This is a genomic window from Campylobacter concisus, from assembly GCF_002912895.1.
In the GTDB taxonomy this organism is placed as follows: domain Bacteria; phylum Campylobacterota; class Campylobacteria; order Campylobacterales; family Campylobacteraceae; genus Campylobacter_A; species Campylobacter_A concisus_G.
The window spans coordinates 44,400-58,336 of sequence record NZ_POZX01000033.1; the positions used below are offsets into that span (position 1 = coordinate 44,400).

Here is a 13,937-nt window from a genome sequence, read left to right on the forward strand (position 1 = left end):
ATTAGTTTTCTTTGATTTTTACTTTTTTATCCTTATAAAAACCAGTTCCAACCGGAATCATACGTCCTAGGATAACGTTCTCTTTTAGATCTTCAAGATAGTCAAATTTAGCAGCGATAGATGCTTCTGTTAAGACTTTAGTTGTCTCTTGGAACGATGCAGCAGAGATCACACTATCACTTCCGATAGCTGCTCTTGTAACGCCTAACAAGATCGGCTCAGCAATAGCTGGCTCACCGCCCATGTTCATGATGCGCTCGTTCTCTTCTTTAAATTTATTTCTTGAGACCATATCGCCAACGATGAAATTTGTATTTCCACTATCAACAATCTTAACCTGGCGAAGCATTTGAGAGACAATGATCTCGATATGTTTATCAGCGATCGCAACACCTTGACGGCGATAAACTTGCTGAATTTCGCTAATCAAATAGTAGTGAAGCGCTTTTTCGCCAAGAATTCTTAAAATATCGTGGCTTGAGATTAGCCCATCAGTTAGTTTCTCGCCAGCATGGACAAATTCCCCGTCTCTTACTTGTATCTGACGACTTTTCTCGATCAAATACTCAGCAGTTGTACCATCTTCAGCTTGGATAATTATGCGCTCTTTTGAGCGAAGTGGCTTGTCAAATCTAACCACACCATCAATCTCTGCAACGATAGCTGTATTTTTAGGGCGTCTTGCTTCAAATAGCTCGCTAACTCTTGGAAGACCACCAGTGATATCTTTTGACTTAGCGACAGCTTTTGGAGTCTTAGCCAAAATATCAGCCTGAGCTACTTCATCACCACTTGAGACAAAGATCGCAGTTTTTGGATCAAGCGAATACTTGATTAAATTTCCTTTTTTAGTAGCGATAATAATCGCAGGTTTTACACCGCTTGGCAAGTATTCATTGATAACAAGACGTCTTTGTCCAGTCGCCTCATCTGCTTGCTCAGTCGCACTATATCCTGGCTCAATATCCTCAAAACTAACCACACCAGCTTCTTCAGCAATAGTTGGAGTTGAGTATGGGTCCCACTCAGCAATAATCAACTTATCATCTTTTTCAGGCAATGAGACTACTGTCGCTCTCTCAACTGCATCATTATCAGAAACTTGGATGATAGAATTTCTTGGGATATAATGGCGAACTGCTTCACGTCCATCTTTATCAGAAACAACTACAAAGAAACCTTTTTCAGTTACTTTGTGACCTTTTTTGATATCTTTAACCCTATCAAGATAATCACCTTTTAGTATGAAAAATTTAACCACACCATTTGCGTCAGCTAAAATTTTACGAGTTACAGGATCTCCGTCTGAAATTTTAAGTTCACTAGCGTATGGGATACGATTTGGAATATTCCAACCCTCTTTTATGATCTCAACGATACTTTCATTCTCTTTTACTTTATCGCCACTTACATAAGGTATATACATCTTTCCTTCGATCTTTCCGCTAACACCAGCTAATTCATTTGGTTTAGCAAGATCATTTCTTCTAATTGTATATTTAACCTCTTCTTTTTTACCTTTTATCACGATATTTACATCTTCGTGGGCATATTCGATCTCTATTTTACCGTCAATCGTTGATTTAATCTTTGGCTCAACAAGTAGTATAGCCGCGCTTCTTCTATTTGCAACGATCTTCTTATCGCCATTATCATAAGTATTAAGGTTATAATATCTGATGAATCCCTCTTTTTGGGCGATTACTTGACGATCTTGTTGCTCAGTAGAAGCCGTACCACCGATGTGGAATGTTCTTAGTGTTAGCTGTGTACCTGGCTCACCGATAGATTGAGCTGAAATGATACCAACTGCTTCACCTGGTTTTACAAGTTTGCCCTCACCCAAGTTTAAGCCGTAGCATTTTGCACAAACGCCTTTTGGTGCCTTGCATGTGATAGGCGTTCTAATGCTCACTGATTTTATGCCAGCTTCTGTTATAGCTCTAGCTTTTTCTTCATCAAGTAATGTGCCTTCGCTAAATAAAATTTCATTTGTTATAGGATCGATCACATCATCTGCTAAAACACGGCCTAATACTCTTTCTTCAAGGCTTTCTATTAGCTCGCCACTCTCTGTAATATCTGTAATTTCAACACCCTCGTGCGTACCGCAGTCATGCATTGTGACTTTAACATTTTGAGCAACGTCGATTAGTTTTCTTGTTAAATAACCGGCGTTGGCTGTTTTTAGAGCGGTATCTGCAAGTCCTTTTCTAGCTCCGTGGGTAGAGTTAAAGTACTCCATTATATTTAGACCTTCACGGAAGTTTGAAATGATTGGCGTTTCAATGATCGAACCATCAGGTTTTGCCATAAGACCACGCATACCAGCTAGCTGGCGAATTTGTGCTGCACTACCTCTCGCACCTGAGTCTGCCATCATATAAATTGAGTTAAATCCGCCCTTATCATTTTGGATAAGCTTCATCATCTCGCTTGCAACGCTATTGTTTGTATCTGTCCAGATATCAATGATCTTATTGTATCTCTCGCTATCTGTTAAAAGACCAGCGCCGTATTGCTTTTGAATTTCGCGAACTTTTTTCTTAGCTTCGTCGATATATTTTTGCTTACTATCAGGTACGATGATGTCTGCAATAGAGATAGAAATTCCCGCTTTTGTCGCATATCTAAAGCCTAAATTCTTAAGCTTATCAAGGAAGTCAGCCGTTACTTCAAGACCACCATTTCTATAAACATAATCAACCAAATTTGCAATATCTTTTTTCTTCATAATCTTATTCCACATATTTTCAGGAACAAAATCAGGAAGTATAGCTCTTAAAATCAAGCGACCAGCCGTCGTAAAGACGATCTTGTTATCAACCATTGTTTTGATTTTAGCGTGAAGACCAAGAGTATTAGCCTCTTCAGCGATCATTACTTCATCAACGCTTGAGAAAATTTTATTTGCGCCTTTTTCGTCATTTCTCTCTAGGCTTAAATAGTAAATTCCTAAAACCATATCTTGTGAAGGAACTGTGATAGCCTTACCGCTTGCAGGAAGCAAGATATTCATTGAGCTAAGCATCAAAATTTTGCATTCAGCGATAGCCTCTTGTGATAGTGGCACGTGAACAGCCATTTGGTCACCGTCAAAGTCTGCGTTAAACGCCGCACAAACTAGTGGGTGAAGTTGGATAGCCTTGCCTTCAACAAGTACTGGGTGAAACGCCTGGATAGAAAGTTTGTGAAGTGTCGGAGCACGGTTTAGCATAACCGGATAGTCTTTAACAACCTCTTCTAAGCACTCCCAAACCTCATTTGTCTTATCTTCTATCATCTTTTTAGCTTGCTTAACAGTTGTTGCATAGCCTTTTTCTTCTAAGCGAGCAAGCAAATGTGGCTTAAATAGCTCTAGAGCCATCTTCTTTGGAAGACCGCACTGATCCATCTTTAGCTTTGGACCAACGACGATAACAGAACGTCCAGAGAAGTCAACACGCTTACCTAGCAAATTCTGACGGAAGCGACCTTGCTTACCTTTGATGATCTCACTTAGTGATTTTAGTGGGCGCTTATTTGCACCTTTTACTGCATTTGCTCTGCGGCCATTATCAAATAGCGCATCAACAGCTTCTTGAAGCATTCTCTTTTCATTTCTGATAATGATCTCAGGTGCGTCAAGCTCAAGTAGACGTTTTAGACGGCTATTTCTGTTTATTACGCGGCGATATAGGTCGTTTACGTCTGAAACAGCAAATTTACCACCATCAAGGCTGACTAGCGGTCTAAGATCAGGTGGAAGAACTGGTAAATTTGTTATCATCATCCACTCTGGGCGGTTACCTGAATTTAAAAAGCTCTCGATAACTTTTAGGCGTTTTACGATAGTCTTTTTCTTAGCCTCAGAATTTGTAGACTCCATCTCTTCTTTTAGTTGATTTAAAATTTCCATCAAATCAAGCTCAGCTAGCATGTCATAGATGACCTCGCCGCCCATTCTAGCTGTAAAACCAGTCTCTTCATATCTTGAAGCTAGGCTTTGATATTGTTCTTCATTTAAAACGTCGTATTTCTCAACTTTTTTAGAATTTTCATTGTCGTAATAAGCCTCGCCAGCATTATCAACAATGTATGCCTCATAATAAAGTACGCGCTCAAGATCCTTCATCTTAATACCAAGAAGTGCACCAATACGGCTTGGCAAGAAATTTACATACCAAATGTGAGCCACTGGAGTTACAAGCTCAATGTGACCCATGCGAGAGCGGCGAACCTTAGATGTTGTTACTTCAACGCCACACTTTTCGCACTTGATGCCTTTATAACGCATCTTTTTATATTTGCCACAAAGGCACTCGTAATCACGGATCGGTCCAAAAATTTTGGCACAAAATAAGCCGTCACGCTCAGGTTTTAGCGTACGGTAGTTGATAGTTTCTGGTTTTTTAACCTCACCATAACTCCAAGATTTTATCTTCTCAGGACTTGCTAAACGAAGTTGAAAAGCTTCAAAATCACGAGGTCTATGCTCTTCTTTTATCTCAACTGGTTTTAAATTAGTTAGTTTCATTTGTCTCATCCTCATCATATACTTCTACATCAAGAGCTAGTGATTTTAGCTCGTTTGTTAGAACAAAGAACGTCTCAGGGATACCAGTCTCAGGAACGTTTTCACCTCTTGTTAAAGCTTTATAAGCAGATAGTCTTCCCTCAACATCGTCTGATTTTACAGTTAGCATCTCTCTTAGTGTATGGGCGGCGCCGTAAGCCTCAAGTGCCCAAACCTCCATCTCACCAAACCTTTGACCGCCAAATAGTGCCTTACCGCCGACAGGTTGCTGCGTAACAAGGCTGTATGGTCCAGTGCTTCTTGCGTGGACTTTCTCATCAACCAAGTGGTGAAGTTTTAGCATATACATACAACCAACATTAACGCGCTCTCTTATCTTTGAGCCTGTGCGTCCATCGTATAGCTCGGTTTTGCCGTCGCTATCTATCTTTGCCATCTCAAATAGTTTTGCAAATTCGTCAGCCTTAACGCCTTCAAAAATCGGAGTTGCAAATCTTACGCCATTACTCCAATCTTTTGCATATTCAAGAAGCTTCTCATCACTCATCTTACCAAGAGCTTTTTTAGCATCCATTAGCTTAGCAACACCTGCTATCTCTATCATCTTAGCTCTTAGATCTTTTATCCACTCGCCTTTTTTGGTCTCAAAAATTTCATTGATTTGTTCGCCTAAGCGGTAGCCAACAAGACCAAGGTGACTCTCTAAAATTTGACCAATGTTCATACGGCTTGGAACACCAAGTGGGTTTAGCACGATGTCTACGATCTGACCACTTGGAAGATAAGGCATATCTACTTCTCTAACTATATTTGAAACGATACCTTTGTTGCCGTGACGTCCAGCCATCTTATCGCCGACTTTTAGTTTACGTTTTGTAGCTATATAAACTTTTACAAGTTTTACAACGCCGCTTGGTAAAATGTCATCTTTTTCTAAAATTTCTATCTTAGCATCGTGCTCTTCTTTGAGCTTTTTCTTCTCATTTTGGAAGTAATTTTTTAGCTCGTCATATTTCTTTTGAATATCTTTTGAAAAGCTTTTAACGATAGCATTTAGAGTAAACCTATTTATATTTTCAAGATCAGCCTTATTGATCTTTGAGCCTTTCTTATACTCTTTTTTATTTACCTCTTGATCACTTGCTAGTGGATTTTTAGAAAGAAGTGCTGTAACTTTTAGCATCTCTTCGCGGTCTAGCATAAGTAGTCTATCATGATGTTCTTTTTCTAAAAGAGTCTTCTCTTCTTCGTAAGCTTTATTTGTTCTGCTATCTTTTTCATATCCTTTTTTGGTGAAAATTTTAACATCAACAACTACGCCTTCCATTGAAGCTGAAGCGTATAGCGATTTATTTACGACGTGGCCAGCTTTTTCACCAAAGATAGCGCGTAGTAGCCTCTCTTCTGGAGTTGGCTTAACTTCGCCTTTTGGAGATACCTTACCAACAAGGATCATGCCAGGCTTGATCTCTGTACCAATTTTGACAATACCGCTTTCGTCAAGGTGCATAAGTTCCTCTTCTTTAACATTTGGTATATCTTTTGTTATCTCCTCAACGCCATCTTTTAGCTCACGAGCTTCGATCTCTTTTTCATAGATATGAACACTTGTAAAGGCGTCTTCACGTATCATTTTTTCGCTAATGACGATCGCGTCTTCGTAGTTGTAGCCATTCCAAGGCATAAATGCAATTAGTGCATTTTTACCGATAGCTAGTTCGCCTTTTTCCATACTTGGGCCGTCAGCAATTATTTGACCGGCAACGATCTCATCACCTTTTTTAACTATCGGATGTTGAGAAAAAGTCGTATTTTGGTTTGTTCTTAAATTTTTCTCTAAAGAGTAGTGATCGATATATGGACCAGCTTCGTCTTCGCCTAAAATGAATATATTTTTATTATCAACCTTTTCAACCACACCACTACGTCTTGCTTTTACGCTTTCCCATGCATCTCTTGCAATAACGCTTTCCATACCTGTTCCAACAATAGGAGCAGTTGAGCGAAGTAGTGGTACTGCCTGACGTTGCATGTTTGAACCCATTAGAGCACGGTTAGCATCATCATGCTCTAGGAATGGAATAAGTGAAGCCGCAACACCAGCTATCATACCAGAACAAAGGTCGATCAAAGTAACATCTTCTCTACGCGCAAGCATCATCTCGCCATCTTTTCTAACCTCAATCAAGTCCTCAACGATATGCCCATTTTCATCAAGTTTGGTTGATGCTGGAGCTATAACATTACCCTCTTCTTGAGTTGCGGTTAAATAAACTATCTCATCAGTTACTTTGCCATCTATAACTTTTTTGTAAGGAGCTTCAACAAAGCCAAGATCATTTACTTTTGCATAGGTTGAAAGCGTATTGATAAGACCAATATTTTGACCTTCTGGAGTCTCAACTGGACAAATTCTGCCGTAATGAGTTGGGTGAACGTCGCGCACCTCAAAGCCAGCACGTTCTTTTACCAAACCACCCTCACCAAGTGCAGATAGACGACGCTTGTGAGTAACCTCACTAAGCGGGTTTGTCTGATCCATAAACTGGCTTAACTGTCCACCTGTGAAAAATTCCATAATCGTAGCAGTAATCATTTTTGGATTAATAAGGTCGTATGGCATAATCTCTTCAGTATTATTGCTTAAGCTTGTAAATTTATCGCGAATTGCCTTTTGCATCTTTACGAAACCAAGGTGAAGTTCGCTAGCAAGTAGCTCACCGATTGACCTTATACGGCGGTTGCCAAGGTGGTCGCGATCATCAATGTGACCTTGTCCGTTTTTAACTTTTATAAGATATTTTGCAGTTTTTATAATATCTTCACTTGTTAGTAAAGTAACATATTCTGGCACATCAAGAGAGAGCTTATGATTCATTTTCATACGACCAACTTTTGTTAAATCGTATCTCTCGGGATTAAATAGCATATCATTTACAAAACTCTTTGCAGCCTCTTTAACAACTGGCTCTCCTGGTCTCATGACCTTATAAATTCTAATAGCCGCAAGATCATTTTCATCATCAACGCCCTCAGTTTGTTTTAAAACCTTAAGCATATCGTTGTCAGCTATGAAAGAATTTATAATCGCATCATCAACACCAGCAGCGGAGTTATTTATAATCTCAATACTTTCATGCTCAGCTAAAATTTTTGCAAGTTTATTCTCGTCAAGAGCAGATAGTGTATCATATAAAATTTCTCCACTCTCTGTATTTATTACAGGATTTGCCAAATATCTACCAATAAGTGCTTCAACTGGGTATTCAACAAATTTTACGCCATCCTCGATCAACTTATCAGCTTTTTTCTTCGTTAGACGCTTGCCTGCTTGGTGAAGAATTTCTCCATCTTCGTTTTTTATATCATATTCAACTCTTCCCAAATAATCTTCAGGATTAAAAAGAGTTAAGAATTTGTTATTTTTAATAATTAAATTTTGTATTGGATAAAACAACTTAATAATGTCTTGTTTTTTATATCCAAGCGCCCTAAATAATATAGTTACTGGCACTTTTCTACGTTTATTTATCCTAACATATAAAATATCTTTTGTGTCATATTCGAAATGTAGCCAAGAGCCACGATCAGGTATTATTTGAGCTGTATAAATTAATTTATTTGCAACAGTCGCGCTCTCTTCTTGTTTAAAAATAACACCTGGGCTTCTATGGAGTTGATTTACAACAACACGCTCAACACCATTTATAATAAATGAAATTCTATCAGTCATTAGTGGAATTTCGCGTATAAAAATTTCTTGTTCTTTTATATCTTTAACACCGACTTTATCACCTGTCTTATCATCTTTCTCATGAACGATAAGACGTATTTTCATCTTTAAATTTACAGAGTATGTAAGACCTCTTTCTATACACTCTCTGATCGTATATTTTGGTTTTCCAATTTCTGAGCCAACATATTCTAAAGTCAAACGATTTTGCGGATCATGTATTGGAAAGATTGATTTAAAAACTTTTTCTATACCGCTTTCTGTTTGATTATTATTTAGATTTAAAAAATTATCAAAGCTCTTTTTTTGTAGTTGTAGTAGGTTCGGAACGTCTATCTCCTTAACGACATTAGAGAAGTCAACTCTAAGACGATTTCCTGAGTATAAGCTATTTAACATTGCATCTACCTCGTGGTAATTTTGAAAGAAAAGTATAGCCTTTTAACAAGGCATCTAAAATTTAAAAAAGAGAGAGCCTGTGCCCTCTCTTGAAATATTAAGCTCAAATAATAAAAAATTATTTAAGTTCAACCTTAGCACCAGCTTCTTCAAGCTCTTTTTTAGCTGCCTCAGCCTCATCTTTGCTAACACCTTCTTTAAGAACAGATGGTGTTCCCTCAACTGCGTCTTTAGCTTCTTTAAGACCAAGACCAGTGAGCGCTCTAACAACTTTAATAACGTTGATTTTCTTATCACCAGAATCAACCAAGACAATGTTAAATTCTGTTTTTTCCTCTGCTGCAGCTGCTGCACCGCCTGCTGCAACAGCACCACCAGCTACCATTACAGGAGCTGCGCTAACACCAAATTTCTCTTCGAACTCTTTTACAAGTTCACTAAGTTCAAGTACAGAAAGATTAGATATAAACTCTAATACATCTTCTTTAGTAATTGCCATTTTTAATCCTTATTATTTTTTTAATTTAAATTAAGCTGATTGTTCTTTTTTCTCTTTAAGCGAATTCAAACCAATTGTGAAATTTTGAATTGGTGCATTCCAAACTTGTAAAAGCATCGCAATAAGCTCATCACGGCTAGGCATTTTAGATAGAGCTTTAACTTTATCAACACTAGCAACTTCGCCATCAATATAAGCTGTTTTTATTTTGAAAAGATCAGCATTAGACTCTTCAAATTTTGCGGCTACTTTAGTTACTGCTAATTGATCTTCACTCCAAAGATATATATTTGTATCTTTGAGTTCCATTCCGACTTTATCAGAATTTTTAAGAGCAATATTTGCAAGAGTATTTTTAATAACTTGAACTTTTACATTTTGTTCTTTAGCAGAATTTCTTAAAACTTCAAGTTTCTTTACTGAAAGGCCACGATAGTCACAAACTACAATAGCTTCAGCAGTTTTAAATTCACTCTCTAATTTTGCAACAACTTCAGTTTTTTCGTTACGTGTCACTTTTTCTCCTTTCCGACCGGTAATTTCAAGCAGAGCGGGTCGAATCAATTAAGCCCAATGGCCTCGGCTATCTCCAATCTAAGATATAAATTTTAATTTTTAGTTTTATTTTAAGTCCATAACTTCTTGAGTATCAAGAGCTATAGATGGACTCATTGTCAAAGACAACGAAGCATTTTTAACATATCTACCCTTTGCGGTTGCAGGCTTATGTTTATTGATCGCTTTAATAAATGTTGAAATATTTTCATTTAATTGTTCTTTAGTAAAATTAACTTTACCAAGACCTGCATGTATATTTCCTTGCTTATCAACACGAAAATTTACTTGACCGCTTTTTGCATTATTAACAGCCTGTGCAACATCCATTGTAACTGTGCCAGTTTTTGGGTTTGGCATTAATCCTTTTGGTCCTAAAATTCTACCGACCTTACCTACAAGACCCATTAAATTTGGAGTAGCTATAAGAACATCAAAATTCATTATACCTTTTTGAATATCTTCGACCAAATCATCTGCGCCAACAATATCAGCACCAGCTGCTTTTGCCTCATCAGCTTTAGCATCTTTAGCAATAACAGCAACTCTTACAGTTTTACCTGTACCGGCCGGCAAAACGACTGAGCCACGAACCATTTGATCAGCATGTCTTGGATCAACATTTAATTTTAATGCAATCTCAACCGTTTCATTAAATTTAGCAGAAGCCAGAGTTTTAACTGTATCAATAGCCTCGCTAAGGTTATAAATTTTATCTTGCTCTACTTTTTTGAGCAATTCTTGAAATCTCTTGCTAGTTTTTCCCATAAATTTCTCCGCATATATATTGCTTCCGTCTTTTGCTAATCAACCTGACGGTAAAGGCTTTAGTCTACTACTTCGACACCCATTGAGCGAGCTGAGCCAGCAATAATCTTAGCTGCTTGCTCTTTATCATTTGTATTCAAATCAACAAGTTTTTTCTCAACTATTTCTAGAACTTGAGCTTTTGTTAATTTGCCTACTTTATTTTTTAAAGGATTATCAGTTCCTTTTGTTATACCTGCAGCCTTTTTAATAAGATCTGTAGCAGGAGGCTGTTTTGTGATAAATGTAAAACTTTTATCAGCATAAACAGTTATAACAACTGGAATATTAAACCCAACCATATCTTTTGTTCTTTCATTAAAGGCTTTACAAAATTCCATAATATTAACACCTTTTTGTCCAAGAGCTGGACCAACTGGTGGACTAGGATTTGCTTTTGTTGCAGCAATTTGTAATTTTATTTCACCTATAACTTTTTTAGCCATTTCTTGCTCCTTAAATTATCTTCTCAACTTGTGAATACAAAATATCAACAGGGGTACTTCTACCAAAAATAGAAACATTAAGTCTAAGTTTGCCATGTATCATGTCATATTCTTCGACAATACCTGTAAAGTTAGCAAAAGGACCTTCTGTTATACGAACACTCTCACCATCCTCAAAGAATATCTTAGGTTTTGGCGCAGCTCTTTTTTGAACCTTTTCCAAAATAGTATTGATATCTTTTTCAGATAATGGCGTAGGTTTTTTGGCCTCACCAATAAAACGTCCAACTTTTGGTAAAGATTGAATCCTATGCCAAAGAGCCGTATCAAGATCTAAGCACGCAAAAGCATAGCCTGGATAAAGAGTTCTTTCGTTGATTTTTTGCTTACCATTTTTAATTTCTATTACGTCTTCTGTAGGAACTATAATTTCTTTTAGTTGATCTTCTATTCCATGATCTTTTACTAAATTTTCAATTCCTCTCTTTACTGCCATTTCGCTTCCAGCGTAAGTCTGTATAGCATACCATTTATGTGACATTACTTCTTCCTTATATCATATAACTTTAGATAAAACAAAGGACATAATAACATCAACAAGAGCTAAAAAAAGTGATACAACAGCAACTACGATAAAAACTGCAAAAAAAGCATTTCTAATTTGTTCTTTTGTAGGATAAATAACCTTCATTATTTCCAATTTAGAAAGCTTAATATAATTTATAATTTTTTCCATAATCTTAACCTTAGTCGTGGCAGGGCAAGAGGGATTCGAACCCCCAACCATTGGATTTGGAATCCAGCGCTCTACCGTTGGAGCTATTGCCCTAATAGCTTCTTAATTAACTTTTTAATTTAACTTCTTTATGAATAGTATGTTTTTTTAATCTTGGGCAATACTTTTTAAGTTCAACTTTATCCGTAGTAGTTTTACTATTTTTAGTTGTTGTATAATTTATATCACCACTTTCGGAGCATTTTAAACCAATTTTAATTCTCATATAAGTCCTTATTAAGATATCAAAGGGATATCCTCCCTTTGACAAATTTTTATAAATTAACCAAGTATTTTTGAAACAACACCTGAACCAACAGTCCTACCACCTTCACGGATAGCAAAACGAGTGCCTTCCTCAAGTGCTACTGGAGCAATCAATTCAACAGAAATTCTTACATTATCACCTGGCATAACCATCTCTGTTCCTTCTGGGAGCGTAATTGAACCAGTAACATCGGTTGTTCTTACGTAGAATTGTGGTCTATAGTTATTAAAGAAAGGAGTATGGCGACCACCTTCTTCTTTTGTCAAGATGTAGACTTCGCCTTCAAATTTTGTATGAGGGGTAATTGATTTAGGTTTGCAAAGAACCATACCACGCTCAACATCCTCTTTCTTAGTACCACGGAGAAGAACGCCAACATTATCGCCAGCTTCACCTTGATCCATCTCTTTTCTAAACATTTCAACACCAGTAACTGTTGTTGTTTGAGTTGGTTTAATACCAACAATTTCAATTGTGTCACCAACTTTTATAACACCCTTTTCAATTCTACCAGTTACAACTGTACCACGACCTGAAATCGAAAAAACATCTTCGATTGGCATAAGAAGGTCTTTATCTGTTGCACGAACTGGAGTTGGAATATAGCTATCAACTGCATCCATTAATTCCATAATTTTTGCTGACCATTCGCCATCTTGACCAGCTTTTGCCTCTTCAAGAGCTTTAAGTGCTGAACCAGAAACAATAGGTGTATCATCGCCTGGGAAATTATACTCATTAAGTAATTCACGGATTTCCATTTCAACCAATTCAAGTAGCTCAGCATCATCAACCATATCAGCTTTGTTCATGAAAACAACAATGTATGGAACACCAACTTGGCGTGATAACAAAATATGCTCTCTAGTTTGTGGCATTGGGCCATCAGCTGCAGAAACGACTAGAATAGCTCCATCCATTTGCGCAGCACCTGTAATCATATTTTTTACATAGTCGGCGTGACCAGGGCAGTCAACGTGGGCATAGTGGCGTTTCTCTGTCTCGTACTCAATATGTGAAGTAGCAATTGTAATACCACGCTCTTTTTCTTCTGGAGCATTATCAATATTATCATAATCTTTTAGCTCAGCAAGTCCTTTGCGTGAAAGAACAGCAGATATTGCAGCTGTTAATGTAGTTTTACCATGATCTACGTGACCAATAGTACCTATGTTTACGTGCGGCTTGTTACGTGAAAATTTTTCTTTAGCCATCTTTTCCTCCGTATGTGATATATGTCTTTTTTCTTACCAAATTTGTATAATTATAATAAAATCATATTAACCAGTGGAGCTCATAGCGGGACTTGAACCCGCGACCTCTTCCTTACCAAGGAAGTGCTCTACCTCTGAGCCATATGAGCGAAAAACGCTTGGCAGAGATGATTCCAATTAAATAATACAAACAACTAAAAATTTTGAAAATAAAGTAAGGAATAACTGTGTTTAGTAAAATCTAGATACAGCTCCCAGTTTATTTTCCCAAATTTTGGAGCGGGAAACGGGGCTCGAACCCGCGACCCTCAGCTTGGAAGGCTGATGCTCTAGCCAACTGAGCTACTCCCGCATAACAATGGTGGTGAGACGTGGATTCGAACCACGGAAGACATAGTCAGCAGATTTACAGTCTGCCCTCGTTGGCCGCTTGAGTATCTCACCTTAAACATTAATAAACTATTTTGGTATTTTCTGGTCAAACACTGTTACAAAAATGGAGCTGGTGAACGGACTTGAACCGCCGACCCACTGCTTACAAGGCAGTAGCTCTACCAACTGAGCTACACCAGCACCTGTTTTGTGAAGTGGCAATTATATATCAAAACAAGGTAAAAGTCAAGGGAAATTTAAAAAATTATTCGTAAAAATTAAAATCATAAAATATAGCCATTTAAGAATACAAATTTTTATTACATTTAAATCCGTAATGCATCATTAAGTAT

Annotated in this window: 10 protein-coding genes and 5 tRNA genes; all 15 read right to left on the reverse strand. The window is 37.4% G+C overall.

The annotated features are described in order from the left end of the window. Position 1: 1 nt before the first annotated feature. The 15 genes from rpoC to CYP51_RS04190 all read right to left on the reverse strand — a co-directional run bounded on the left by rpoC (position 2) and on the right by CYP51_RS04190 (position 13,785). Positions 2 to 4,516 carry a DNA-directed RNA polymerase subunit beta' gene (rpoC, locus tag CYP51_RS04120; protein ID WP_103624496.1) on the reverse strand — a complete coding sequence of 1,505 codons (4,515 nt, stop codon included), beginning with the start codon at positions 4,514 to 4,516 and terminating at the stop codon, positions 2 to 4. Further along, the gene (gene rpoB / locus CYP51_RS04125; protein ID WP_103624497.1) at positions 4,503 to 8,648 is read right to left on the reverse strand and encodes a DNA-directed RNA polymerase subunit beta; all 4,146 of its coding nucleotides are present in this window, start codon (positions 8,646 to 8,648) and stop codon (positions 4,503 to 4,505) included. Before rpoB ends, rpoC begins: the two co-directional genes overlap by 14 nt. 118 nt (positions 8,649 to 8,766) lie before the next feature. After that, on the reverse strand, positions 8,767 to 9,147 hold the full coding sequence (gene rplL, locus CYP51_RS04130; RefSeq protein WP_021090592.1) for a 50S ribosomal protein L7/L12: 381 nt from the start codon (positions 9,145 to 9,147) through the stop codon (positions 8,767 to 8,769). Positions 9,148 to 9,177: 30 nt separating this feature from the next. Then, positions 9,178 to 9,663, reverse strand: coding sequence for a 50S ribosomal protein L10 (gene rplJ, locus CYP51_RS04135; protein WP_103624498.1), 486 nt, complete (start codon positions 9,661 to 9,663; stop codon positions 9,178 to 9,180). Positions 9,664 to 9,768: 105 nt separating this feature from the next. Further along, complete coding sequence (gene rplA, locus CYP51_RS04140) at positions 9,769 to 10,470, reverse strand: 50S ribosomal protein L1 (RefSeq protein WP_021091006.1); 702 nt, start codon at positions 10,468 to 10,470, stop codon at positions 9,769 to 9,771. A gap of 59 nt (positions 10,471 to 10,529) precedes the next feature. Further along, positions 10,530 to 10,955, reverse strand: a complete 426-nt coding sequence (rplK, locus tag CYP51_RS04145; protein ID WP_021091067.1) for a 50S ribosomal protein L11 — start codon at positions 10,953 to 10,955, stop codon at positions 10,530 to 10,532. A 10-nt stretch (positions 10,956 to 10,965) separates the two neighbouring features. Continuing rightward, the gene (gene nusG / locus CYP51_RS04150) at positions 10,966 to 11,496 is read right to left on the reverse strand and encodes a transcription termination/antitermination protein NusG (protein WP_021090793.1); all 531 of its coding nucleotides are present in this window, start codon (positions 11,494 to 11,496) and stop codon (positions 10,966 to 10,968) included. Positions 11,497 to 11,511: 15 nt separating this feature from the next. After that, a complete protein-coding gene (secE, locus tag CYP51_RS04155; protein WP_072594862.1) occupies positions 11,512 to 11,691 on the reverse strand; it encodes a preprotein translocase subunit SecE in 180 nt (59 codons plus the stop codon). Between the two features lie 17 nt (positions 11,692 to 11,708). After that, positions 11,709 to 11,784 (reverse strand) — tRNA-Trp (locus tag CYP51_RS04160). 13 nt (positions 11,785 to 11,797) lie between these two features. After that, on the reverse strand, positions 11,798 to 11,956 hold the full coding sequence (gene rpmG / locus CYP51_RS04165; protein ID WP_035167196.1) for a 50S ribosomal protein L33: 159 nt from the start codon (positions 11,954 to 11,956) through the stop codon (positions 11,798 to 11,800). 56 nt (positions 11,957 to 12,012) lie between these two features. After that, positions 12,013 to 13,212 carry an elongation factor Tu gene (tuf, locus tag CYP51_RS04170; protein ID WP_021090663.1) on the reverse strand — a complete coding sequence of 400 codons (1,200 nt, stop codon included), beginning with the start codon at positions 13,210 to 13,212 and terminating at the stop codon, positions 12,013 to 12,015. Positions 13,213 to 13,286: 74 nt separating this feature from the next. Further along, positions 13,287 to 13,361: transfer RNA gene (locus CYP51_RS04175), tRNA-Thr, on the reverse strand. 126 nt (positions 13,362 to 13,487) lie between these two features. Continuing rightward, positions 13,488 to 13,564 (reverse strand) — tRNA-Gly (locus CYP51_RS04180). Between the two features lie 7 nt (positions 13,565 to 13,571). Further along, a tRNA-Tyr gene (locus CYP51_RS04185) sits at positions 13,572 to 13,656 on the reverse strand. A 53-nt stretch (positions 13,657 to 13,709) separates the two neighbouring features. Continuing rightward, positions 13,710 to 13,785: transfer RNA gene (locus tag CYP51_RS04190), tRNA-Thr, on the reverse strand. Between the last annotated feature and the right edge of the window lie 152 nt (positions 13,786 to 13,937).

Excerpts from the sequence above, each read along its gene's own strand:
- nusG (WP_021090793.1), bottom strand. The coding sequence starts at position 11,496 with ATGTCACATAAATGGTATGCTATACAGACTTACGCTGGAAGCGAAATG.
- rplL (WP_021090592.1), bottom strand. The coding sequence starts at position 9,147 with ATGGCAATTACTAAAGAAGATGTATTAGAGTTTATATCTAATCTTTCT.
- rplA (WP_021091006.1), bottom strand. The coding sequence starts at position 10,470 with ATGGGAAAAACTAGCAAGAGATTTCAAGAATTGCTCAAAAAAGTAGAG.
- rpoC (WP_103624496.1), bottom strand. The coding sequence starts at position 4,516 with ATGAAACTAACTAATTTAAAACCAGTTGAGATAAAAGAAGAGCATAGA.
- rpoB (WP_103624497.1), bottom strand. The coding sequence starts at position 8,648 with ATGTTAAATAGCTTATACTCAGGAAATCGTCTTAGAGTTGACTTCTCT.
- secE (WP_072594862.1), bottom strand. The coding sequence starts at position 11,691 with ATGGAAAAAATTATAAATTATATTAAGCTTTCTAAATTGGAAATAATG.
- rpmG (WP_035167196.1), bottom strand. The coding sequence starts at position 11,956 with ATGAGAATTAAAATTGGTTTAAAATGCTCCGAAAGTGGTGATATAAAT.
- tuf (WP_021090663.1), bottom strand. The coding sequence starts at position 13,212 with ATGGCTAAAGAAAAATTTTCACGTAACAAGCCGCACGTAAACATAGGT.
- rplK (WP_021091067.1), bottom strand. The coding sequence starts at position 10,955 with ATGGCTAAAAAAGTTATAGGTGAAATAAAATTACAAATTGCTGCAACA.